Consider the following 24,205-nt stretch of genomic DNA (forward strand, 5'->3'; position numbering starts at 1 on the left):
GTAATATGCATAATCATATCACCCTGCACGTTTGGTTCGTCTTATTCAGTTCTCAAAGGTCTTGTTTCTCTTACGAGACAACTATTTTATTCTATCAGGTGCGGTTAACTTTGTCAATATCTTTTTTACTTTTTTTAAGCTTTTTATTTTTCTTTCTTAAGCTACTGGCTCCTGACAGCTTTATTAGTATAGCCATTATAGATACCTTTGTCAAGAGCTAAAAACTAAAAAATAGGAAGTTTTCCTCCCTATTTTTTTTGTAATGCGTTTTTATATTTTTCTACTTCTATTGAGTTTGCCCAAACAAAGTGTCCTGGTGTGATTTCAACCATACTTGGCTTGTCCACAGTATAATCATGTTGATCAACATTATATATCAGCAATTTTTTGGCTCTCTCTAATTTAGGATCAGGAATTGGCACAGCTGATAAAAGTGATTTTGTATAAGGGTGTATTGGATTTACAAAAAGTTCTTCAGTTTCTGCAACTTCAACAATAACTCCTTTGTGAATAACCGCAATACGATCTGAAATAAACCTCACAACGGACAGATCATGTGCAATAAAGAGATAGGTCAATCCTTTTTCTTTTTGCATGCGTTTGAGTAAATTTAACACTTGTGCTCGAACCGAAACATCTAATGCAGAAATAGGTTCATCTGCAATGACAAATTCTGGATCCATTACTAAAGCTCTTGCAATTCCAATACGCTGACGTTGTCCCCCAGAAAATTCATGTGGGTATCTGGTCAAATGTTCTGAAAGAAGTCCTACTTCATTCATCATATTTTTAATTTTTTCTTTGCGCTCTTCTTCACTTTTAAAGAGTTTAAAATTGTAGAGACCTTCGGAAATAATGTAATCAACAGTTGCTCGTTCATTTAAACTGGCAGCAGGATCTTGAAAAATCATCTGAATTTTACGAATTAATTCATTGGTTTCTGATTTTCCTTTTTTCCCACTGATCACTTTTCCATCATAGACGATTTCGCCTGAACTGGTGTCGTTTAAGCCAATAATGGCACGTCCAATTGTTGTCTTACCGCTCCCTGATTCACCAACCAAGGAGAAAGTTTCTCCTCTATTAATGAAAAAATTAGCGTTCTTAACAGCGACAAATTTTTTCTTTCCTTCACCGAAGGAAATTTCCAAGTCTTTTACTTCAACTAATTTCTCAGACATTTCCTTCCTCCCGATAGATTTGTTTACTTGAAATTTTTTCGTGTAGATCTTGAATAACTACTGGTTTTTGCACTTTGGGTGCTTCTGGGTGAAGCAACCAGGTTTTAGCCCAATGATTATCATTAATATCAAATCTTGGCACTGCTTCTTCAAAATCAATTTTCATGGCATAGCGTGATCTTGGTGCAAAAGCATCACCTATTATTGGTTTATATAGAGAAGGTGGTGTGCCTGGGATAGAAAATAGAACACCTTTTTCATCTGCAAGTTGAGGGAGACTTGAAAGAAGACTCCAGGTATAAGGATGTCTTGGATCATAAAAAACATCCTCAACAGTACCATATTCAACAATTTCACCGGCATACATTACAGCTACATTTGTTGCAATACTTGCAACCACGCCTAAGTCATGGGTGATAAAGATGATGGTAAATTTATATTCTTTTTGGAGATCTTTTAGGAGATCAATAATCTGAGCCTGAATGGTTACATCAAGTGCAGTTGTTGGTTCATCACAGATCAGAATATCTGGTCGACAAGCTAGAGCAATAGCAATAACGATACGTTGTCTCATTCCTCCTGAATATTGGAATGGGTACTCGTCAAAACGTTTTTCAGCTTCTGATATACCAACTTTATTCATGTAATCGATGGCCAGCTTTTTGGCTTCTGATTTTGGTTTTTTCTGATGTTTTATGATAACTTCTGTAATTTGACTACCGATGGTTTGAATGGGATCCAAACTGGTCATTGGATCTTGGAAGATGGTCGCAATTTTTGCTCCACGGATACCTTCCCAATCCTTGTGATTTTTAAAATCTGTTAGTTCTTGTCCTCTATAGTTGATACTTCCTGAGGCTACGCGTCCATTAGATTCTAACATTCCTGTAAATGTTTTTGTCAAGACAGACTTACCACTACCTGATTCTCCAACAACAGCAAGCACTTCACCTTCGTGAAGGTCAAGTGAGATGTCACGGATAGCTGTCAAAACACGGTCACGAACCTCAAATTCAACGACAACATTCTTAGCACTTAAAATAATTTCTTTCTTTTCCACTATTCTCACTCCTATCTATGTGTTCTTGGGTCACTTGCATCCGCTAAGTTTTGACCCACAATGTATAGTGGGAGGGATACTAAGATAAGGGTTGTTAATGGAATCCAGAAAAGATAAGCATTTGTGGTCAAATTTGATGAATAGTTTGAAATCAAACGTCCTAGGCTCGGTTCAGAAAGTGGCAAACCTAAACCAAAGAATGATAGGAATGCTTCTGAAGAGATATAAGCTGGTAATAATAAAGATACCATTGACACAATGACCGAAACCAGTTGCGGTAAGAGGTTCTTTGTTACAATCTTATAGGTTGGTGTCCCCAGAGTCTGGCTGGCTAAATTATATTCTAGGTCACGGTAACGTAAAACCTGTACACGTACAGCATAAGCTATGTTTATCCAGCCTGTCACACAAAAGGCGAAGATGAGGTTCCAAAAACCAGCCCCGATAGAGTAGGTTAATACTATGATAATAAGCATTTGTGGTAGGTTTGAGATAACATTATAGACTTCAATCATAACCTTATCAACAGCCTTAGACACACCCCAAAGGCCTCCAATGACAACACCGAGGATCATGTTAATAATTGTTGCAATCACAGATATTAAAATGGAATTTCTGGCACCATACCAGACACCATCAAAGAGCGACTGACCGTTTTTATCCGTACCAAACCAATACTCAGCATTTGGCGATATATAGCGTTTAGTAAAATCATTGATATTACTCACATCACCAAAATCATAATTGGCAAAGATAGGATAGACAAAACTCATTAAAATAATAGCAATTAATATGACCAACATTAAAACAGTAGATTTCCGTGCAAAAAACTGTCTAAAAACAGATTTCCAATAGGAGTAAGCAGGAGCATCAATAACTTCAGATGCATAACTATCTAGTTCGACAGAGTCGAATTTACTTTTATCTATTGTTGCCATCACTTACCTCCTTTACTTGATAATTTAATACGTGGATCAAGAATTGTCATCAAAATATCACCAGCCAATAATGCTAGGATTGATAAGACTGCAAAAATAAAGACCAATCCAACAACCATTGAGTTATTGGCAGATTTAATGGCATCAATCAACATCTTACCCATTCCTGGAAAGGCAAATACTGTTTCAGTAAGGGTTGCCCCTGCAATGGTCTGCACAATTGCTTGTGGTATCCCATTTACAATTGGTACCATAGCTTGTTTAAATAAGTGATTTTTAGAAATTTCTGCTTCGGTTAAGCCTTTTGCACGCGCAAATCTGACAAAATCACTTCCTTGTAAGTCCACGATGTAACGGCGGAACCAAACAACTGTATTTGGTGTCCCTAGAATTCCTAGAATGACAGCTGGCAGAACATAGGACTTGGGATCACCAGCTCCTAATAATGGAAATGTGTCTGGTAAGCCTATTTTTGAGCCTAAAAAACGAACTATATAGATAAGAGCAATACTAGGTAGGGCCAACATAAAGGTTGTGGTTGCAGTAGAAAAGCGATCAAACAAACCATCTTTGTAGTAGGCCATTAACATTCCTATTGGTAAACCAAAGACATAGGACAGTAAGACACCAATCATACCAATCTTAAATGAATTGGCAATCATTGACGGTTCAGCATGTTTATTTCGCGTTGCTGTATATGCATCACCCTTGCCAAAGTTAGCTCTATCACGAGCATCCATCTTACTTGGAGTCCTATAAGTTCTAGTATAAATATCAATTGGTGAAAATTTCTTAATACCAGTAGGGAAGGTTGTTTCTTCTGAGCGACTACGTCCTTGCCCTTGAGTTATAACTTGAATAACTGGGATATTGGCATAGGTTGGATAGGAAGTTCCTAGGTTAAAGTGAACAATATTTTGGTGAATAAAAGGAAATTGTCCATTAAAGTAAATCAAATATTTATGTTTAGTACCTGATCCAACAAGTGCTGGCCCAACAGCAGGATCTATTTCTGGTCTAACGTAACGTTCAAGATTTGGATTTTTAGGATCTTGAATAGTCCATGGATGATCTATAATAAGAAGACCTGTAAAGAAATTCCACACCCGTTCATAAATTGGAATCTTTCTGATAGCATAAAATTCTTTGCTTTCTTCAAATTGGCCCAGCTGCCAACCATTTCCTAAGGACTTAATGTATTTTTGATAGATTGCTTTATTAGCCTTTGTGGGCGCAATTGTAACAGAAGGATCAATTTTTTCAGCCTTACTAGCTAGTGTTTTACTATTATAGTAATTAATATACCCCATACGTTTAAAAACTGTATTACGATAATTGTCTTTTTTATCGGGGGTCGTTACCATTTTATTGTAGTTAGGATCCTGTTTGAATATCAAACTTGTTGGTACCAAGGTGAAGACAATGACATAAGTCAGCGTTGTTACCAATAAGATTGAGATCAAGGATCTTAAAATACGTTCAAATATATACTTTTTCATTCCTATCCTCATCAATAAGTTCAAAAGAACTTTCTCTCAATCGAGAAAGTTCTTATTGAACTAGCTAATTATTTTTCAATATGATCTTTTAAAGAGTCTTCATATTTCTTATTTGATTTTGCTTTGGCTTTTTCCCATTTTTTCAAAGCTTTATCATAATCTTTAGCTGTTACAGGTTCATCTTGTAATTTCATGTATTTGTAATAAAGATCATCTGATTTATTTCCAGCCCAACCAAAGGCAGTTGAGAATGGTACAACTTTAGTTACTCTTGGTGTACCACCTAGACTTATAGTTGGAATATAAACTGCAGAATCAGCTAGTGCGGCTTGTGCCTTAGCATAAGCTTCGTAGCGTTTGTCTTTATCATTTGTAATTTTGCCAGCCTCTGTAACCAATTGTGTGAACTCATCTAAACCAGCTTCAGAAACCACAGCTTGGTCTTTCAAAGGTTGAATACCAATAAACTTAGTTTGTGCGTTAGCAAGGTTTGGATTAAAGATATCTAGATAAGAAGCTGGATCGGTATAGTCTGGACTCCATCCTGAGGCTGATGTCATATCCCAATCCTGTTGACTGGTTGATTCAGCCATGTAGGTTACATTATTGTAGGTATCAGTTTGCAATTCGTTAATATCAATCACAACATTCTCTTTACCAAGAGAGTCTTCAATGGATTGTTTCATGGATTGCGCTTGTTGCATCAATACTGTTGCTGTTTGGTCTTGTGGGAAGTCAATGTGGATTGGGAACTGAACACCTTGTGCTTCTAGTTCTGATTTTGCCTTAGCAAATTGTTTTTTGGCTTTATCTTTATTATAAAGACCATCTTGAGCATCTGCTAGATTAACATCTTTCCATTGATCTCCGTAAGTTGCTAGATTTTTCTCAACAACTTTTCCAAAATCTTCACCCTTGATTTGTACAAATGTTGGTGGAACAAGTGCATTTCGAAGAGATTTGTTTGCTGCTTCTTCTCCAGCTGATTGAGCTTGATAAGACATTCTGTTAAATCCAAAGGTTAAGGCCTGACGGAAATTCTTGTTTAAGATTGCCTTATGAGTATCTTCTTTTTGCTTATCATTGGTCTTTTTAGTGTGGTCGTAAGCTTTACGGTTTAAATTGAAGGTTACATAATAAATATTAGATTTTTGTGGTCCATAAGTAATGCTCTTGCCGTAATTTTTCTTTGCTTTTTTATAAGATGGAGTTGTTGGGAATAGACGTGCTGTTGAATAAGCGCCATCGTCAAAGTTTCTAAAGAGTGACTCTTGGTCTTGTCCATCATAATAGGTTAATTGAACAGCATCCAAATGAACATTTTTCTTATCCCAATAGTTTTCATTTTTTGTAAACTCAATAGATGATTTACTTGTCATTGCAGAAATAAGGAAAGGTCCATTATAAAGGATAGATGAGGCATCATTTGATTTACCAAAGTCTTTTCCTTTTGATTTTAGGAAGTCAGCATTAACTGGTGATAAAACGCCATAAGTTAATTTTGAGTTCCAAAAACTTTCAGGCTGTTTCAAGGTATATTGTACGGTATGCTTATCAAGAGCTTTGACACCAACAGTTGAGAAATCCTTGTTTTTCCCGTCAACATAGTCACTTAAGCCTTTGATAGAATCTTGAACTAAATACAAAGCATCAGAATCTTTGTCTGCTGCATGTTTCAAGCCAGTAACAAAGTCTTGTGCCGTTACATCTGCATACTCTTCACCATCAGCTGTATACCATTTAGCATCTTTACGAAGTTTGTAAGTATAGGTTAAACCATCCTTAGATACAGTCCAATCTTTAGCCGTTAGGGGAATAAGATTGCCATATTGATCATATTCTAGCAAGCCATCAACTGCTTGTTGGACTATTTCACTAGTTGTTGAACGACCAGAAACTAAATAATCCAGAGTATCAGGATCTTGCGAATAAACATAGCTGTAAGTTTTAGATTTACTGTCTTTGCTTGAACCTTTACCACAAGCTGCCAGGGCAGAAACCGATAAAAGAGCAACACCAACAAGCGCTAACCATTTCCCATTTTTCATAAGAATCACTCCTAAAATTTCTTCTTTCTTATTCACAATCTATGTGTTAATTAAAAGTATTATACCACAAATTTTATTCAAAAAAAATATTGAATACAAATTATCTGACTATTTTATTAGCATTTTCATTTATTTTTTGAATAAAGTTTATTTGAAAGCGTTCCAAAGTTTATAGAGTCTAGCTGAATTCATATTTTAACCTATTGCTATAATATCTCATGATAGCGTTTCAATCTTTCATTATTAAGCTGGCTTCAAAGAAATTTCCTGTTATTATATGGTATAATTAAAAAAATAAAAGTTAGATAGCTAAGGATTTAAAATATGAAAAGATTACTTGTATGCCTTTTCGCAGTCTTATTTTTTTCTCCCCCTACTACTATAACCTATGCGGAAAGCTTCACTCTACCAGCCAAGGGCGCTATCGCCTTCGACCTTGGAACAGGCAAGATATTATATGAAAAAGATGCTGAAAAACAGTACCCCATTGCTTCTTTAACAAAGGTTTTAACAACCTATTTAGTCTATAAAGAAGTCCATTCTGGAAAGTTACAGTGGGATACGCCTGTTAAAATTTCAAATTATCCCTATGAGTTAACGACAAATTACTCTATTAGTAATGTTCCTTTAGATGCAAGGCAGTACACTGTTAAAGAATTACTAAATGCCGTCCTAGTTACCAATGCTAATAGCCCTGCAATTGCTTTAGCTGAAAAGATTTCTGGTACAGAGCCATTATTTGTCGATTTAATGAAAAAGCAGTTGCAGTCTTGGGGAATTAAGGATGTTCAACTGGTTAATGCTACAGGCCTATCAAACACTGTTTTAGGTAAAAATATCTATCCTAAATCAGATAGTGATGCTGAAAACAAAATGAGCGCGCGCCAATTAGCTATTATTACAGAACATCTGCTCAAGGAGTATCCAGAGGTTCTTGAGATAACAAAAAAAACCTCTTCTGAGTTCGCTAAGCAAAATATTTTTTCTTATAATTATCTGCTAGAAGGCATGCCCTATGCTAGAGAAGGTACCAACGGCTTATCTGTTGGGATCTCTGAAAAAGGAGGAGCCTCTTTAATCACTAGTAGTCATGAAAAAAATATGGATATCATTACCATTATCCTAAATGCTGAAGAGGGTAAGGATAAAGAATTACAGCACTTTAAAATTGCTAACCAGTTACTGAATTATCTGAAGCGTCATTTTGAAAAAGTCAGAGTGATAACAAAGAACGAGCTTATCAAGGATACTCGTTTCCCAGTTCACGATAGTCCCCAAAAAACAGTCCGTTTAGCAGCCAAAAATAATCTTGATATCATACAGAAGATTGGTGATAATAATCAAAAAGCTATCCAATTTCACCAAACTTTAGATCCTTTAGTAGCTCCTATCAAGAGTGATAAAGTCTTAGGAAAAGCCATTTTTAAAGATAAAAACGTGATTGGCAGCGGGTATTTGAATCAGCCGCCATCAGTACCATTAAAGGCTGACAAAGATATTCCAAAGAGCTTCTTTTTAAAGGTTTGGTGGAATCGTTTTGTGACTTATGTTAATACGAAACTTTAAGAGTTTGAGTAGAAATATTGCCCATTTCTTACTCTACTCTTTTTTTGACCATTGCTTACTTGCTACAATAATTCGTCTGAAAGAATTTGCAAGCTTTATGGAATGCAATCGTTTACTGGAATATGACTATCAAAAAATACAATCTTATTAAAAAAAATGACAATTAAAAACGAAACAAAAATAGTTGATCCAATGTTTTAGAAGCCTTTTCTTTTGTAGGAGAAAAAGTCAGGGGAAAAATAAGTATAAATTCCAGATTATTGCTAAAAAACGAGGCGTCTCTTTCTAAAAATAAAGAGCTGGCTAGTCTAAACTCCGACAGTCTAAACAGTAATAGACTGGCCTAGCTCAAACAATGCCTAAAGTTAGGCTCTATGCCAGCAAAAAACTTCAAAAATATCACTGGTAGATCACTTGCTGAGCTTCTTTAAATAGGTTTTTTTATCATCTTTTACCATACTTATTAAAAAAATATTTGTTTTGTATTAGTTTAGTGGTATAATAGGCTTAAATTTTATGTCAAGGAGTTTTACGTTGACCAAAAAACGCATATTCTTATTTTTACTCTTTTTTCTCTTTATCCCTTTTTCTATTGTTCACGCTGAAGAAGCCGAAGATATCCTAACTATTACAAGAAAAGCCGGCTTTCAAGTTAATGATATTAATAAACCCAAGGCATCTATTGTAGTTGATGCCGGGAATGGGGATATTTTATGGCAAGATAATAGTGACGCTGTTAGAGATCCCGCCAGCATGTCAAAAATGTTCACTCTCTATCTGCTCTTTGAGGATCTTAAAAGTGGCAAGGTCTCATTAAACACTAAGGTAAAAGCAACAGAAACGGATCAAGCTATTAGTAAGATATATGAGATCAGTAACAACAATATTGTTGCTGGAGTAGACTATCCTATTTCTGACTTGATTACCATGACTGCTGTGCCATCCTCAAATGCTGCAACCATAATGATAGCCAATTACCTTTCAAATAATAATGCTTCTGCATTTATTGATCGTATTAATGACAAGGCAAAAGAGCTAGGCATGACCCATACGCATTTTTATAACGCTAGTGGTGCTGCTGCCCAAGCCTTCAAAGGTCTTTACAATCCTGAATCTTATGATAAGACAGCCCCAAATCAAACAACTGCTCGTGACTTGGCTAAATTGATTTATTCTTTTTTAAAGAAATATCCTAAAATTTTATCCTATACTAATAAGTCTCTTGTCAAAACAATGGTTGGAACGCCTTATCAGGAAGAATTTCATTCCTATAATTATTCACTACCAGGAGATAAATTTGGACTTAAAGGTGTTGACGGACTAAAAACAGGTTCAAGTCCTAGCGGTGCTTTCAATGCCATGGTAACGGCTCAAAGAAATGGTAAGCGATTGATAACTATCGTTATGGGAGTAGGTGATTGGTCTGACCAAGATGGTGAGTTTTATCGTCATCCCTTTGTCAATGCCTTAACTGAAAAAGGCTTTGCTGATTTGAGTAAAGAAAATAAGAAAAAATACCCTAATCTTTTTGGGAAGAAAAAAACTTCCGAGAAACCAACACTTTCCGCAAAAAAATATCAGACTAAAAAACCAAAGACTATCTTACATAAGATTGAAGCTTTCGTTGATTATTACCATAATTTAATCTTTGTTTGTTTAGCTGTTTTTATTGTTTTAGTACTTCTTTTAATGTTTTTTGCAATCGCACACTAAACTAAAAGGCTAGAGCTCCTGCTCTGGCCTTTTACGGTCGACAAAGAGATAAGATCCCTTTATCAATTTTCAAGTCACTATTTCTCAGAAAAACGTGTAACATAAAAAATCATTGACGAACAAAGTGTAGCACTAGTCACGACTTCCTAAACTAGCAGTTCTCACTCCTCCCACTTTAAAATCATCACAATCAAAAAAGAGTCTGGAAACAATTTTTTCCAGACCTTTTTATATAGTCATCCAAAAATGAAGAATTATTTCTCATCTTCTTCTCGTTTTTTGCCCGTAAGACCTAAGGCCGCTAATAGAGCTAAATGAGCTGAGTCATAAAGACCAAACTGATCACTAGCACCGGTATTTGGTAAAAGAGAGGGCTTTCTTGCTCCAGCAGAGCTAACCTGACTGTGCATCACCGATGAAACCCTTATTTCTGATTGGGAAAAACTAGAATTTTGTGATTCAGTAGAAGCCGAATCACTGATAGAGTTCGATAAGGGTAGTGAATTCGAAAAACGACTTGCTTCAGAGACTGACTCTGAAGCACTGTCTGACATACTTTCTGAGACACTGCTGCTTACTGAAACACTTGCTGATGTACTCAAACTATCTGATGTGCTTTATGAACTTGACACACTGGCACTGGCTGACGTACTCAAAGAAGTCGACGTACTGGTTGAGGTGGAGGCCGAGGTTGAAGCTGACCTTGAGACACTGTATTACTATAGATAAGATATTCCGTTTTAGGAGCTGTTGCGGCTAAGGTTTTGACCAAGAAGGTTTTTCTTGTGGATCTTAAACCAATACTTGTAGGAGTACTTTGATTATCAACAGAAACATATTTTGAAGATGCCGGTATAGCTGAGCTGCTAATGCCATTACTTGTTAAAGAAGATGTCGTTACCTTATCACTAGTGATAGTCGTCAGAGAAGATGACTGGCTTGTACTTTCAGAATTGAGTGGCCTATTAGACGATATATTGGTTGATTACCCCCCTGTCACTTGTGTCGAAGCTGACGTAGAAGTTGAAGCCAAAGATTGGCTGGTTGAGGCCTGACTTGTCATAGATTTCTCAGTGAGACTGATTGTTTCCTTAGCTGACTTACTGCTACTGTCACTCATTGACAGTTTTGTTGATAAGGATTGCGATTCTACTAAAGACCTTGATTGGTTTTGAGAAATGGCTTCACTAACTGATAGACTATTTGAAATAAGGATACTAGTTGACTCTGAACGTGTATCAGATGCACTTGCACTTGGGCTAGATGAATCTGCACCAGTTAGGATCAAATCAGCATTAGAGGCTACTGGTAAATTCTCATTAACTTCCTGAGCTTGTCCCTTGTCCCCCCGACAGCAAGACCACCAAATAAAGGTCCTGCTCCTATCAGTTCTTTTAATAGTCGATTTTCAGGGCATACAAAATCCTTGGTATCTTGATACATTTGTTCTTCTGCTTTCCCGCCTTTAAACAAGCGTGCCAAACCAAATAAAGCTAAGATCGTCTTGATCCAATTTTTCCCTGACTTGTGCAATTTTACACCATACTTATTTTCGAACACCAAAAAATCCGAATCAAAGCGACTCTTTTTCATATTCATTTCCTCTCTCTTAACCCCATAAGCAGAATAGTCTTAAATAGATTGACCATTCTAATTAATTGTCCATAGGTTATTTTAATTATATGAATAAAAAAAATAAATTGCCAATCAATTCTCAAAAAAACATTGCAATGATTAACAATGTTTTTTCAGGCAAATTTTTAAAAAATTCTAAAAAGTGTATTTAACAATCCAGCAAGAAGACTAATGATAATAATAGCTCCCAACCAGAAATAAACTGGGCTTTTATTGCTGTTTTTACGGCTTTTTTTTGGTAATTTAACCCTTGTTTTCTCTAACCTTTTTTCTATATCTTCATCTAAAAAAGAGAAATCATTTTTTTTAGACATGTCCAATCACCTCCCGATAATCTTCTTCACTTATATGGTTAGCAGCCTTGAGTTGCTTGTCTACCATCTGATCAAAGACAGTCTGATCTTTAATTTTTTTGATAATTCTAATCATTTGATCAACTTGATTATCACTAAAACAATTTTCTCTTAAAATGTATTTTGCATTGTGACAAGTATTATCAAATGTCAGAATAGGCATACAGGCTTCAAAAGCCCTTCTTGTCCCATCTAGTATTTCATTACCGTGGTTAATATCTAAGTATAAGGAGTTTTGTTGCCAAAGTTCTCTCAGCGTTTTTTGATTGACATTAGGATACAGAAGAACATTGTCCCTTTGCCCTAGTTCTTGTAACTTTGGTGACATTTCTGTTAGGGCGGCAATATGAAAATCGAACTCACTTAAGTGACTTGTTAGCTCCTCAATTCCCTCAATCTGGTCACTATTTGTAAGTATTAAAGCCTTATTATTAGCAGTTTTTCTATCTTTTATGGGATAGAGATAGCCCAGCTGTTGGACCTGAGGATTAGCATGACCCCCATTTAGAATCAGAAAATCCTGGTAGTCCTTTGGATCCGGAATAATGATTTTTTGGCTCCGAGCAGTTTGCCCATTGATAATAATCTGCATATTCCCAGGAATAGCCCCATGAAAATGTTCCTGCCAAACCAGGATATCTTTACCAGGTTTTTTGAGGTTATGGCTAATTTGGAAAGGAAGGGCCAAGCTATTATAGATAATAGTGTCTAAGTTATAGTCTTTTTCTTCTAAAAAATAGAAAATGAAATCAAGCTTATTTTTAAAAATAAAGATCTGATTTTTATGATTAAGGATAATATCTCCAGTCACAAAGTTTTCAACAATTTTTTCTCTGCCAGACTGATCATAGTAGGTTTTTAAGACTTCTTCTTGATTCTTATTGTAAACACTCTGCGCATAGAGACGACCGTGTTTGTTATAAAATTCAACCAGTCTAACCTTGGCATCCTTGTCTAGCCATTCTACAGCCCTAATCAACCTTTTATGAGTGGGTTCTGCATAAAAAATATTAGCCTTTTTTCTTTCCTGATCAAAGATCTCCCCATTATGATTGCTTGATTTGATTTCCCAGTAACGAGGCACCTTAACTTGGTTAAAGAATTTAGCTGGCTTGTCTGAAATCACGTCATCACCTGTGAAATAAGCATAAGGCGTGGTAAGAGAATCTGGTAAAAAACCTGTTTCATTTAGGATGACCGTAGGATGCTTATAGGCAGACATGACTAAGGAATAATGTAAATCCTGTGTTAATTGATCATAGTTATCAAAAATATTAAGCATGTGAAACCTCCTCTAACAGTGATTTCCAACTCTGGGCTACTTTTTGACTTAAAAAATGCTCTGCTATTTTGTAGGAATATTCTTGCCAGTCTTCAATGTCAAAGTCTTCATACATTCTAATGATAGCTCTTGAAAACTGTTTAACAATTACATCAACTTGGTCAGAAGGCATCTTTGGAATTAAGAGGCCATTTTTTTCATTTTCTACAAAGCTTATATTGCCATAAGGTACGCCAAAGCCAATAATTGGTAAGCCAGAGCCAACTGCTTCCATCAGTGTTAAGCCAAAACCTTCACTGGTTGAGCCTGCAATGTAAGCAGAATAGTTCTGATAAAGGTCTGTTAAATCAGCATGCCCCATTAAAGTAATATAGCCTTCTGCTTGATTTTTCTCAATTAATTCCTTTAATTTTTGCTCTTCTCCACCCTTACCATAAATAGCTAAGCTTAAATCAGGAATGACCTTATGAGCTTCAATAACTGCTAAGATAAGCCAGTCGATATGTTTTTCACTGGCTAAGCGTGAAGCCGTAATCAAGGAGTAGGGCTTTCTTGCCTTTTCAGGTCTTCTCAGTTTATCTAAGGAACCAACAGGAATAGTGACAATCTTAGGACTAATCCCTTGAAACTTCTGAAATTGTTGGGCTAGGGTCTTTGTTTGCGCCTCAGTTGAACAGATAAAAAAATCAACCTCATTAGCATGTGTAAACTCATATTCATAATAATTGTTCCACAAAATATGATGCTCTGTTACAGCATTTTCACTGTAGTGCTCGGCATGAACCACACTGCCAATTTTTGCTTGCCCCTTTTCTTCCATCAGCGACTGACCTATTTCACTTGATCGGTCAACAATGATAATATCATCTTTGGTAAAATGCAGTCGTCTCAAGAAATAAGATAGAAGGTCCCGCCTGCTGTCAAAAATCTGGTCAGGAAAACGAAAAATAGATTCCCCCTGATCAATGATTTCATCAAAGGCAGTCGTCCCATCCTCATTAAAAAATCTTCTTTGATAAAGATAAGCCATGTTATCACGAGGAGTAAAGTACTCTGAACAGTACCTTGTATAATTAAAATAGTCCTTTCTAATCAAAAAACCATTGGAAACAAATTCCGCCCTATCAAGCAGATCTTCTCCTTCTCTCGTCAGATAACAGGTGACAAACTTCTTGCCATTGTCATAGAAGAGACGCAAAATCTTGCCATTTAACTCCTCTTTCTCAATAGGAGCAGGAATGGTTTTTTTAAGGTCTGAAATCCGATAACTCGTTTTAGACAACTTAATATCTGTAAAGTAGTGGTACATCCAGATAACTTCATGATCTTCAAAACCAATATTGGCAGTTAAATGCTGGATATTTTCATTCAAAATCAGATCAGTAAAAATAAATTTGCTTTTTTCACCAATCATCCGTAAGAGTTTAGCTCTGTAAATTTGAGCATATTCAACGCCACTGCTGGCCCAGCCTATCCCCATATTTATATTATATAATGTCATATTTCTCTCCAATAGTCATCGTTACTTAGGCATAGTAGGCAACCAATTCCCCTTTATTATTATAAGCAAGCATGCTTAATGAAAGGTTTCGAATAATGCTATTTCTGATATTTTTTTGCAATAAGTGATAAGAATAAAGGGCCTCTTTGTGGAACTCGTAAGTTGTATTCCTTTGGGCAGACCGTCTACTACTTACCAATATCCTAAATTGTTGCAAGAAATCGACCTGCTCAATCCAAGCCTGGTCAATAGCTTTTAAAATAGACATCCTCTGGAAGTTAACAAAGTCATCTTTTTTAGGAAACATCAGATTCTTTTTATCCATCTCATTTAAAAAGATAGCTTTTAGTTTTTCCTTGATAGCTTGATAATCTTTTAAATCCAGATCCCCAAGGATATCAAAATGGTAGGATAAATTATCGTAAACAAAACGGTTCAGCTTTTCTTCGTCTAAATCAGGGGAAGATTCTAAGAAGTCAGAGATAACCTCATCAAAAATAGACAGCAGATCAACATCTTCTAATTGATCTTGAGCAATCAGCCGATTACGCATGCCATAGACAAGTTCACGTTGGACTTGTATACTCTCGTCCATTTCTACAGCATTTTGTCTAGCCTCTCTACCAGCAGAATCACTGGTTTCTTGAGCACGTTCGATCAGGCTAAGGAATTTCCTATTTCTTAATTCCTTAGGAGGATTGGCATCCATTTTGGGTAATTGTTTTTTTAAATAATTCATCAGCCAAGAAGGTCCCCACTTAATGAGTAAGGGATCTTCAAGTGATATGAAGAACTGGCTCATACCAGGGTCTCCTTGACGACCTGACCTGCCTCGCATTTGTAAGTCAATGCGTTTGCTGGACATTCTTTCAGTCCCAATCACAGCCAGACCACCTAATTCTTCAACACCTTTCCCCAACTTGATATCTGTTCCACGGCCTGCTATGGCTGTAACCACTGTCAGATTGCCTTTTTGTCCTGCTTCCGCAATCATTTGAGCTTCTTTGGCTGTATTATAGGCATTTAAAACACTGTGGGCAATGCCTTCTTTAAGGAGCAGGTGTGAGTAAATTTCAGACATTTCAACGGTCGCTGTTACCAACAAAATAGGCTGACCTGTTTGGTGTATCTTCTTGATATAGTCCATAGAAGCCAGGATCTTTTCAGGTAGACTTGTATAAATTTTATCTGGCTGATCAATCCTCTGAATGGGACGATTGGTTGGAATTGTGATCACAGGCATCCGATAAGTCTCAATAAACTCATCATCTGCAACCTTACCAGTACCAGTCATACCACTTAATTTGGCAAAGAGCTTAAAAAGATTTTGATAGGTTATGCTGGCCATTGCTCTTGTTTCAGGAGTTCTTTTCACTCCTTCTTTAGCTTCAATTGCCTGATGTTGTCCTGCTTGCAACTTGGTACCCTCTAAGACACGACCACTAATGGCATCAAGCAAGATAACTTCATCATTTTCAACAATATACTCTTCTTCCCGGTGAAAAAGACAGTGGGCTTTTAAGGCTAAAACCAGATGCCTTACGATTTCTGAATATTTGGGATCAAATAAATAGTCTATACCAAAAAAGTTTTCGGCTTCAGCAATTCCCTGATTAGTCAACCAAACATTTTCCTTATCGTCATCATATTTATAGCCCACTCCTTCTTCTAAGGTCGTAATGAAGGTGTCAGCAACAGCATAATAATTTGATTGCACACGTGGTGAACCAGATATGATCAAAGGTGTTTGGGCACTATCTAGTAAGACCGAATCCACCTCATCCACAATGGCATAGTGAAAATCCCTTAAAAACTGTTTCTGCGCTGACTCTGCTAAATTTTGAATCAGATAGTCAAATCCCAGAGCATAATGGGTTGTGTAGATGATATCAGCTGCATAAATAGCTCGTTTTTCTTCCACGGTCAACTTTTGACTGGGATCTTCTGGAACACCTATGGCTACTCTTAAACCAAGCCATTGAAAGACCTTTCCCATCTCTAAACCATCACGTCCGGCAAGGTAGTCATTTGTAGTCACAAGAATGGCACCCTTACCTGAAAGAGCATTGAGATATAAAGGCATGGTTGCCGTCAAGGTCTTGCCTTCACCAGTCATCATTTCAGCAATATTACCAAAATGCAGGGCTATGCCTCCCATCACCTGCACATCATAGGGAAAAAGACCAAGGACACGGCTGTCGGCTTCTCTGACAAGAGCAAAGGCTTCTGGCAAGAGGCTATCTAGCGACTCTCCCTGAGCTAATCTATCTTTAAATTCCTGAGTTTTTTCTTTTAATTCTTTATCTCCTAGTCTTGCAAAATCATCCTGAAAAGCATTTACTTTCTTAAGTATTTTTTCAAGGTGTTTCAAACGGATTTTGTTGATGGAGAATTTTTCTTTTAAACTCACAGATTGAACTCCTTTAATGATTATCTTTTACTAGTTCACTTAAGCTTGTTGATGGATCGGCCAGCGCAGCAATGAAGTCATGAGATTGGTCCCCTAACTGACTATAATAGGGCAAGTCTGCCAGCTGATATAAGAAGTCCTTGTCAGATAAGAATGACTGAAGTCTTGTATAGCCTTTTTTCATGCTGGGATTTTCTGTCACTTGCAAGCCCTCAAAGCTGACGGGCTGACTGATCAGCACATCCTTTTCACCCATGATATAGGCCAAGAAAACTGCTGCACGATTAGACCGTTCTCCATAACCAAGGAAACGTAGAGCTTTTTCCTTGCCTCTGTCTTTCATCTTCTCTATTTCCTTTTGACAATAGTCCAAAAAATCATCGCTTAAATAAGCAGAGCTATTAAGGCTAATGGTCCCAAAGATCAGGGCAGGATCTATATAATCTAGGACAGAATCAGATACTTGAAAATCAGCCGACCCGCTATCATGCTCTAAAAACATCAGAGTAAGAGGCTTAGACTGATCAAGACCATCTGACTGTCTTTCTATGACTTGATGATAATAAGGCTGAACATCTAGTCCTCTATGATCTTTTGCTTCAATCAGAAAGATACTATCAAAAATAAAGTGATGACAGCCTGCATTGATTAGTTCGACCTGATAGGAAAAGGCTTGCGCTGGAAAGACAAAAGTGCCCGACCCCTCCTTGATGATCTTATATTCCAAAATTTCCTCACGCCGATTAAAAAAACGCAAGCGTAAATAAGGTGGATTCTGATCCATCGTTTCTAGAGATAAGCTGATATGATAGACTCTATTCTTAATAAGTAAGGGTAAATAAGGAATATCTCGATCAGCTTGGAAATTACTTCTTGAATGCCAGCTGTGAATAATGGTGCCAACAGGCAGATAATCTTGTCGATAGGAGACCCTATTATCAGGCAGATAAACAATATCAGTACCATACAAATAGCTACCCTTGTGTAATTGTCCCCACGGTATCGATATACCCTTTAAAGTCAATGCTGACATTAAGAATCCCTCCCAAAATCAAGCTTCAGTATCCTTTTATACTGGTTTAGAAACCATTGGTTAATGGAATCACTATTATCATTATGACGACCCTCTATCCCTTTTGAAATCACCTTAACATTTTTGCTATTGATATGTTCTAGCAAATCATAATAGGCTGTAGAATCATAGTCATCATTTTTCATATAGGCAATGGCAAATAAGGTATGTGAAAAATCAGCCTGATCAAAGGCAGTCCAAAATTTTTGATTAACAGCTTGAATGGCTGTATCTGAGAGTTCACCCCTTAAAAGATGAACCATATCAAAAGCCGTTCCAAATTCATCTGGTCTAAGACGATAGCCGTTCAAAGCAATATTTCCCAAAGAGAACAAGGGCTTGCCTATAATCACCGCATGCGGTCTGAGCTGCGCTGCATAATAAGAGGCTCCAAAGGTTCCCATGGACAGACCTGAGAGAATCAATTGATGATGACCAAAGCCCAGCTCCTTAAGTTTTTCTTCAATAAAGAGTTGAACTTGTTTTTCCAAGTCTTGAGAGCCTAAGTAAAAGGCTCCCCCTTCTATCCTCGGATCCCCAATTAAAATAAAGGGAGCATTGCCCATATTTGCCATCATCCAGTAGCCTTCGAAACCTTCGGCAGAACGGTAACCAGAAAAATAAACATTCAAAGGCGGCTTCATATCCCCAGGATTAAAGTAGGCAATCAATTCTTGTCGATTCTCATCAACCAAACGCTTACCACCAGCTATAAATTGACCAAAGCTTAAGCGAGAACGGCGCTGGTGAAGAGGCCCAACTTTAAGCTGACCTGATCCTTTTACCAATAAGACAACAGACAAATAAGTGTTTTCATTGCCATCATCAATGTGGAGCTGGTGTTCCAGGTCTTTTTCTGTAAAAGTTCTTATTTTAATCACTTCTGAAGAGCCAGCTTGAAAACTATAGACCTTTAATTGAAGCTTTACAGATTGGTCTTTAATATATTCTAACCATAAATCTATAGGCTCATTAGCACTATAAAGTATGTTATAACGCCAGCTTTGCAAGGACATAAAGTCTTGACCATAGTCTTCATTATAGGTCAAATAACTATTTCCAAGATAGCTAACCTTCTTCACAAACTTTGGACAGACTTGGATATAACGCATATCTGCACTAGATCCAGACTGGCCCGTAAAAAAGAATTTAGATAAGACAAGGAGCAACTTGTCTACTTCTGTCATATCCATTGGTTGGGCTTGCTTACTGAAGAAAAACTCCTCTTGGCAGGTGATCGTTTTGACTTCTTGGTTATAAAAAACAGTGTAGGCTCTTGAAAAAGGAAATAAATCTATGAAAGACTCCCTGCCTAAATCAAAGTCTGTAAAAAGGATGACCTGAAAAGGCTCTACTTTTTCTCCATCTTCTGAGATCAATTGATCCCTAAAGAAGTCAATAGGCGTGTAATGCCAGGTCAGATTTCTTGGAATGAAATAGGATTCTTCCCAATTCTCCTGCCCAATTTGTAGTATTTTTATTTTATTTTCAGGCATTTCCTCACCCCTCTATCTTGCTTTTCCATTTATCAAGTAAGGCTGGACCAGTATTTTCAGCAATTTTTTCAATAGAATAAATCAAGGCCTTATTCCAATGAGATAAACCTTGAAAAAAGTAGGTAAGGGCCTCATCTACTTCCTTAAGATCCTTGATAATATAGCCATTTTCCTTATGACTGACATAGTCTGATGTCACTTGGTTAATTTGGGGAATTCCTGAACTGATAGCAGCAATTTGGTGAAATAAATCCGGTTCATGCCCTAGATCAATAATCAGACGGCAGATTTGTAGAAGAATAACCAGATCATTTTCTTCTTTGATGATTGCTAACTTAGCCCTAAGCTCCTCTTCTTCATGATCCTTAGCTGGTAGGAGTTCTTCAATAGCAAGTTCTTTTTTAGGAAGGTAGGTGTCTGAATAATGCTCAAGTAGTTCAGCCACCTTTTGATTTCTAGGACTACTAGCCTGATAAGAGCCTAAGATAAGAGAAATCAACTGATTTTCCTGCATCTTTTTAAAGATGATCTTCAAAAGATTGTCTAAGTCTGCATCAGATAGATTGTCAATAAAGAGATAAATAATCAGCTCTTTACGGCGCACACTTAAGCCCAACTCAAAGCGTGTGTCAAAGGGTGAGATCTGAATAATATTAGGCTTCTGACTGCTTTTTGACCTCAATGTCTCTAGCATTTGCAGGTTAGTCTGATTATCTGTGACCAGTAAAGCCGCAGTCTCTATTAATTGTAGTTGCTCCTCATTCAACTGACTCTTAGGAAAACGATCCTGGAAAAAGGAAAAGGTAACATCTTGTTCCAAATCTTGAAAGAAACAATTGTGTTGAGGGTGAGAGGCCACGACTAGGTGATCTTCAGCAGGGAAAGTCCCTAATTTTTTGGCAATAACTTCTTCTAACAAGGAATCCCAGTTTGGATAATTCTCCTGCTGCAAAGAAGGTAGTTTTTCTTTATTTATCCTAATGTCCTTAGTAGAGCCTTCATTCTCCAGTCTTTCTCTCAGACACCACTGACCACTCTGATCTAAGTAATCCTGATGATCAGCTATCCCATCCTTATAATACAAAATGCTGGATAAAAAGCCCCTATCATCAAAAATCAAAGCTTCTTTGATTGTCCCTTTTGTCTGATCATATAAAAATATTTTATAAAGATAGCCACCGTCTGCAAATAAAACTTGAGCATACCTTAAATCATCAACAAAAACACTGACTGTAAAAGGGGAATAAATAAACTCTGACTTTTCAGGCCAGGCAAATTGACGCCAATTTAAGCGACCAAATTGATGTCCCTTAATCCCTTGTAAATGATCAAAAAGTGACCAGTAAGATACTTCTAAAAGACCCTTTTGGTGTAAAAAGGATCTTAAGTTAGGACAATAGTTGAGAACTAGTAGATCAGTTTCTTCCTGATTCTCATTAAATACTCTTACTTGATTGACAGTATCATCAAACTGTAAGGATTGTTTGCCTTGGCTCCACTCTCTTGTATCATCATACCAGATACGTTCAGAAGAATACCAAGCCGGGATAAAATGGTACATGATTTATACTCTCTCATTTATAAATTATAATACATCTTTATACTGCCTATTCAATTTAAGCATAGCTACTTGATCAAATATTGAAAATAGTAGGGTTGCTAAAATCAAAGTAGTCCCAGGTAAAGTGGAAATAGTTGAATCTAAACGGTAGAGGTATCCTAAGACAAGAGGCACCCCAATGATAAAACAAGTGTACAATCCGCCTAATACACCTATTTGCTTTACTTTTTTATTGAGAAATAAGAAGGTCTGTCTGCCAGGTCTGACATTGTGAATATAGTCTCCCATTTCCTGTAAATTTTCTGTTAGCTGGTCCGGTTTAACATTGACCAGAGCAAAACCAATGGTTAGTAAGAAAAGAATGATCAGGTAAGCAGATAGCCCAAAGAGTTCTGATAACTGAAAATGACTGATTAAAAGGGACAATAACTTACTTTCTGGAAAAATCAGCTTTAGGGCAGAAAACAGATACTGTGGCAAAACCAGCAAGGTCATGCCATACATAATAGACATCCCACCGGCTACATTTAACTTTATTGGCACATAGGACTTATTGGCAAAATCATTATGTATCATTACCCTCTCTACAGGAATACGATACTCGGCCCTTTCTAAAAAGACAGTCAAAACTAATGACAACAGACAAAAAATGATAATGACCCCATAGACCCAAAGATGCTCACTGTGAAACAAGTCTGCTTGGAAAGATTTGCTGAGCCTGTTAGGCAAGGTTGATAAAAGTCCAACCAATATGACAATACTTGAGCTGCCAATTCCAAATTTAATATTTAAGTTGGAAAGCCACATGATGACAAAACAACCCGTTATGGTGACAAATACAAGGATCAAAACAAGGAAGCTGCGGTTGGTCTGTAAAAATGCCTTTTGAAAGGTCATAAAACTCATGAGCCCCAAAGCTTGAACCAGACTGATCATAACCATTATGATTTTTTTCCATTTGTCAGCGATTCTCTGTGACATCTTTTTAACATTTAATTTCTTAGAACTGCCTAAGAATCCCCAAATAATCATTGTTGACATCCAAGGCCCCAGTCCCAGTGTAAAAAGAGAGACCTGAGAAAAATCTCCCCCTGTAATCAAGCTGGCTACTGATAATAATTCCTGATTCAGACCCAGTGTGTCATAGGATTCTATGTCAACCAAGGGTAAGGGTATATGCCGACCAATTAAAAAAACCAAAATAATGACACTCGTAAAGGCCAACTTTTTAGGCAAAGGTGATTTGACTATTCGCCTTTTAGCTTCCATTCAGTTCCCCACTCCTAATCTCATTGAACTATTCTAAATATGGTTCTATTGTAACATAAAGAAAGAAGAATAGTTTGACTTTTTAATGGAAACCAGCCTATTTAAGCTTAATGAGTAAAATTAAAATAGTTGAAAAGAGATAAAATAAACAAAAAAGCCGCCCTAGGTGACGACATAAAATCTTCTATAACAAAGTTTTTAGCCTACTGATCCTTCCATTTCATAAGAAATAAGTCGGTTCAATTCTACAGCATATTCCATTGGTAACTCTTTGGTAAAAGGTTCAACAAAGCCCATAACAATCATCTCAGTTGCTTCACTTTCACTTAAGCCTCTGCTCATTAGATAGTAAAGTTGTTCTTCTGATATTTTTGAAACCTTAGCTTCATGCTCCAAGGCAACCTGTGAATTGTGAATTTCATTAAAGGGAATGGTATCTGATTTTGAGATATCATCCATTAAAATGGTATCACATTCAATGTGAGAGACAGATTTTTTAGATTCTTTATTAAAGGTAACCTGACCCCTGTAGTCCACTTTTCCACCACCTTTAGCAATTGATTTTGAAACAATTGATGAGGAGGTATGAGGGGCATTGTGAATCATCTTAGCTCCGGTATCTTGATGTTGACCCTTATTAGCAAAAGCTATAGAAAGCATGGTCCCACGCGCACCAGGTCCATCTAAATAAACCGAAGGGTACTTCATGGTTGTTTTTGCCCCAAGATTGCCATCAACCCATTCCACTGTCGCATCCTTAAGAGCACGAGCACGTTTGGTCACCAAATTATAAACATTGTCTGACCAGTTTTGGATGGTGGTATAGCGCATATAGGCGCCATCTAAAGCAAAGATTTCAACAATGGCTGCATGTAAGCTATTACTAGAATAAGTTGGAGCAGTACAGCCTTCAACATAGTGAACACTTGCTCCTTCATCAACAATAATCAATGTTCGTTCAAATTGGCCTGTATTTTCATTATTAATGCGGAAATAGGTCTGTAGAGGAATATCAACCTTAACACCTTTTGGCACATAAATGAATGTCCCACCAGACCAAACTGCGGAATTAAGAGCAGCCAACTTATTATCTGTTGGCGGAACCAGCTTGGCAAAGTATTGCTTAAACAAATCTGGATATTCTTTTAAGGCTGAATCTGTATCTGTAAAGATGATCCCTAACTTCTCAAATTCATCTTTCATATTATGGTAGACAACTTCTGACTCATATTGAGCTGAAGCTCCTGCTAAATAGGCACGCTCAGCCTGTGGAATCCCAATTCTTTCAAAGGTTTCCTTGATCTTATCAGGGACATCATCCCAAGATCTAGCTGGCTTATCAGAGGCCTTTTGATAATAGATAATATCATCAAAGTTAATATCTGATAAATCTGCACCCCACTTTTGCATGGGCATCTTGTTAAAGGTTTCCAAGGATTTTAGTCTGAATTCCAACATCCACTCAGGTTCATTTTTAGCTGCTGATAATTCTCTGACCACTGCCTCATTAAGCCCTTTTCCTGTAGAATAAACAGGTTGGACATCATCATGAAATCCAAATTGATAGTCACCCAAATCAATTGGTTTAGGTTCTACTTTTTCATTGCTTTCAGTCATCTCT

At 36.9% G+C, this 24,205-nt stretch carries 19 protein-coding genes; 3 read left to right on the top strand and 16 right to left on the bottom strand.

What is annotated here, in order from left to right; translation table 11 throughout:
- Positions 1-248 precede the first annotated feature (248 nt).
- The 5 genes from HBN42_RS09585 to HBN42_RS09605 form a co-directional block, all read right to left on the bottom strand.
- Positions 249-1,181: an ATP-binding cassette domain-containing protein gene (locus tag HBN42_RS09585; protein ID WP_165994802.1), complete on the bottom strand. Its 933-nt coding sequence runs from the start codon at positions 1,179-1,181 to the stop codon at positions 249-251.
- Positions 1,174-2,244: an ABC transporter ATP-binding protein gene (locus HBN42_RS09590; RefSeq protein ID WP_165994864.1), complete on the bottom strand. Its 1,071-nt coding sequence runs from the start codon at positions 2,242-2,244 to the stop codon at positions 1,174-1,176. The genes HBN42_RS09585 and HBN42_RS09590 overlap by 8 nt, the downstream gene beginning before the upstream one ends.
- Before the next feature lie 8 nt (positions 2,245-2,252).
- Entirely contained in the window at positions 2,253-3,179 is a 927-nt protein-coding gene (oppC, locus tag HBN42_RS09595; RefSeq protein WP_165994803.1) for an oligopeptide ABC transporter permease OppC, read from the bottom strand.
- On the bottom strand, positions 3,179-4,678 hold the full coding sequence (locus HBN42_RS09600; RefSeq protein WP_165994804.1) for an ABC transporter permease: 1,500 nt from the start codon (positions 4,676-4,678) through the stop codon (positions 3,179-3,181). The genes oppC and HBN42_RS09600 overlap by 1 nt, the downstream gene beginning before the upstream one ends.
- Positions 4,679-4,746: 68 nt before the next feature.
- Entirely contained in the window at positions 4,747-6,726 is a 1,980-nt protein-coding gene (locus HBN42_RS09605) for a peptide ABC transporter substrate-binding protein (RefSeq protein WP_165994805.1), read from the bottom strand.
- A 324-nt stretch (positions 6,727-7,050) separates the two neighbouring features.
- Between HBN42_RS09605 and pbp3 the strand changes: the two genes are divergently transcribed.
- Positions 7,051-8,292: a D-alanyl-D-alanine carboxypeptidase PBP3 gene (gene pbp3, locus HBN42_RS09610; RefSeq protein WP_165994806.1), complete on the top strand. Its 1,242-nt coding sequence runs from the start codon at positions 7,051-7,053 to the stop codon at positions 8,290-8,292.
- 534 nt (positions 8,293-8,826) lie between these two features.
- Entirely contained in the window at positions 8,827-10,005 is a 1,179-nt protein-coding gene (locus HBN42_RS09615; RefSeq protein ID WP_207927441.1) for a serine hydrolase, read from the top strand.
- Positions 10,006-10,259: 254 nt separating this feature from the next.
- Here HBN42_RS09615 and HBN42_RS09620 read toward each other — a convergent pair whose 3' ends face one another.
- On the bottom strand, positions 10,260-10,559 hold the full coding sequence (locus tag HBN42_RS09620) for a hypothetical protein (protein ID WP_165994808.1): 300 nt from the start codon (positions 10,557-10,559) through the stop codon (positions 10,260-10,262).
- Between the two features lie 315 nt (positions 10,560-10,874).
- On the opposite strand from HBN42_RS09620, the gene HBN42_RS09625 reads away from it, so the two are divergent.
- A complete protein-coding gene (locus HBN42_RS09625; RefSeq protein ID WP_165994809.1) occupies positions 10,875-11,060 on the top strand; it encodes a hypothetical protein in 186 nt (61 codons plus the stop codon).
- A gap of 247 nt (positions 11,061-11,307) precedes the next feature.
- On the opposite strand, the gene HBN42_RS09630 is transcribed toward HBN42_RS09625, so the two are convergent.
- The 10 genes from HBN42_RS09630 to sufB all read right to left on the bottom strand — a co-directional run bounded on the left by HBN42_RS09630 (position 11,308) and on the right by sufB (position 24,201).
- The gene (locus HBN42_RS09630) at positions 11,308-11,604 is read right to left on the bottom strand and encodes a KxYKxGKxW signal peptide domain-containing protein (protein WP_165994810.1); all 297 of its coding nucleotides are present in this window, start codon (positions 11,602-11,604) and stop codon (positions 11,308-11,310) included.
- A gap of 161 nt (positions 11,605-11,765) precedes the next feature.
- Positions 11,766-11,954 carry a hypothetical protein gene (locus tag HBN42_RS09635; RefSeq protein ID WP_165994811.1) on the bottom strand — a complete coding sequence of 63 codons (189 nt, stop codon included), beginning with the start codon at positions 11,952-11,954 and terminating at the stop codon, positions 11,766-11,768.
- Positions 11,947-13,275 (bottom strand): accessory Sec system glycosylation chaperone GtfB, encoded by a 1,329-nt coding sequence (gene gtfB / locus HBN42_RS09640; protein WP_165994812.1) that lies wholly within the window; start codon positions 13,273-13,275, stop codon positions 11,947-11,949. Before gtfB ends, HBN42_RS09635 begins: the two co-directional genes overlap by 8 nt.
- The gene (gtfA, locus tag HBN42_RS09645; protein WP_165994813.1) at positions 13,268-14,776 is read right to left on the bottom strand and encodes an accessory Sec system glycosyltransferase GtfA; all 1,509 of its coding nucleotides are present in this window, start codon (positions 14,774-14,776) and stop codon (positions 13,268-13,270) included. Before gtfA ends, gtfB begins: the two co-directional genes overlap by 8 nt.
- A 25-nt stretch (positions 14,777-14,801) precedes the next feature.
- A complete protein-coding gene (secA2, locus tag HBN42_RS09650; RefSeq protein ID WP_165994814.1) occupies positions 14,802-17,186 on the bottom strand; it encodes an accessory Sec system translocase SecA2 in 2,385 nt (794 codons plus the stop codon).
- 13 nt (positions 17,187-17,199) lie between these two features.
- Positions 17,200-18,219, bottom strand: coding sequence for an accessory Sec system protein Asp3 (asp3, locus tag HBN42_RS09655; RefSeq protein WP_165994815.1), 1,020 nt, complete (start codon positions 18,217-18,219; stop codon positions 17,200-17,202).
- The gene (asp2, locus tag HBN42_RS09660; RefSeq protein WP_165994816.1) at positions 18,219-19,754 is read right to left on the bottom strand and encodes an accessory Sec system protein Asp2; all 1,536 of its coding nucleotides are present in this window, start codon (positions 19,752-19,754) and stop codon (positions 18,219-18,221) included. The genes asp3 and asp2 overlap by 1 nt, the downstream gene beginning before the upstream one ends.
- Positions 19,755-19,758: 4 nt before the next feature.
- Positions 19,759-21,315, bottom strand: a complete 1,557-nt coding sequence (asp1, locus tag HBN42_RS09665; RefSeq protein WP_165994817.1) for an accessory Sec system protein Asp1 — start codon at positions 21,313-21,315, stop codon at positions 19,759-19,761.
- Between the two features lie 24 nt (positions 21,316-21,339).
- On the bottom strand, positions 21,340-22,584 hold the full coding sequence (secY2, locus tag HBN42_RS09670) for an accessory Sec system protein translocase subunit SecY2 (RefSeq protein WP_165994818.1): 1,245 nt from the start codon (positions 22,582-22,584) through the stop codon (positions 21,340-21,342).
- Between the two features lie 198 nt (positions 22,585-22,782).
- Entirely contained in the window at positions 22,783-24,201 is a 1,419-nt protein-coding gene (sufB, locus tag HBN42_RS09675; RefSeq protein WP_165994819.1) for a Fe-S cluster assembly protein SufB, read from the bottom strand.
- Positions 24,202-24,205 lie beyond the last annotated feature (4 nt).

The sequence above is a fragment of the Streptococcus catagoni genome, assembly GCF_011421425.1.
In the GTDB taxonomy this organism is placed as follows: domain Bacteria; phylum Bacillota; class Bacilli; order Lactobacillales; family Streptococcaceae; genus Streptococcus; species Streptococcus catagoni.

Bases quoted from the DNA above. Each gene is read 5' to 3' on its own strand.
- HBN42_RS09605 (WP_165994805.1), bottom strand. From the start codon at position 6,726: ATGAAAAATGGGAAATGGTTAGCGCTTGTTGGTGTTGCTCTTTTATCG.
- HBN42_RS09635 (WP_165994811.1), bottom strand. From the start codon at position 11,954: ATGTCTAAAAAAAATGATTTCTCTTTTTTAGATGAAGATATAGAAAAA.
- HBN42_RS09625 (WP_165994809.1), top strand. From the start codon at position 10,875: ATGCCATTACTTGTTAAAGAAGATGTCGTTACCTTATCACTAGTGATA.
- pbp3 (WP_165994806.1), top strand. From the start codon at position 7,051: ATGAAAAGATTACTTGTATGCCTTTTCGCAGTCTTATTTTTTTCTCCC.
- sufB (WP_165994819.1), bottom strand. From the start codon at position 24,201: ATGACTGAAAGCAATGAAAAAGTAGAACCTAAACCAATTGATTTGGGT.
- HBN42_RS09585 (WP_165994802.1), bottom strand. From the start codon at position 1,181: ATGTCTGAGAAATTAGTTGAAGTAAAAGACTTGGAAATTTCCTTCGGT.
- asp2 (WP_165994816.1), bottom strand. From the start codon at position 19,754: ATGCCTGAAAATAAAATAAAAATACTACAAATTGGGCAGGAGAATTGG.
- oppC (WP_165994803.1), bottom strand. From the start codon at position 3,179: ATGGCAACAATAGATAAAAGTAAATTCGACTCTGTCGAACTAGATAGT.
- gtfA (WP_165994813.1), bottom strand. From the start codon at position 14,776: ATGACATTATATAATATAAATATGGGGATAGGCTGGGCCAGCAGTGGC.
- asp1 (WP_165994817.1), bottom strand. From the start codon at position 21,315: ATGTACCATTTTATCCCGGCTTGGTATTCTTCTGAACGTATCTGGTAT.
- secY2 (WP_165994818.1), bottom strand. From the start codon at position 22,584: ATGGAAGCTAAAAGGCGAATAGTCAAATCACCTTTGCCTAAAAAGTTG.
- HBN42_RS09620 (WP_165994808.1), bottom strand. From the start codon at position 10,559: ATGTCAGACAGTGCTTCAGAGTCAGTCTCTGAAGCAAGTCGTTTTTCG.
- HBN42_RS09630 (WP_165994810.1), bottom strand. From the start codon at position 11,604: ATGAATATGAAAAAGAGTCGCTTTGATTCGGATTTTTTGGTGTTCGAA.
- HBN42_RS09600 (WP_165994804.1), bottom strand. From the start codon at position 4,678: ATGAAAAAGTATATATTTGAACGTATTTTAAGATCCTTGATCTCAATC.
- gtfB (WP_165994812.1), bottom strand. From the start codon at position 13,275: ATGCTTAATATTTTTGATAACTATGATCAATTAACACAGGATTTACAT.
- asp3 (WP_165994815.1), bottom strand. From the start codon at position 18,219: ATGTCAGCATTGACTTTAAAGGGTATATCGATACCGTGGGGACAATTA.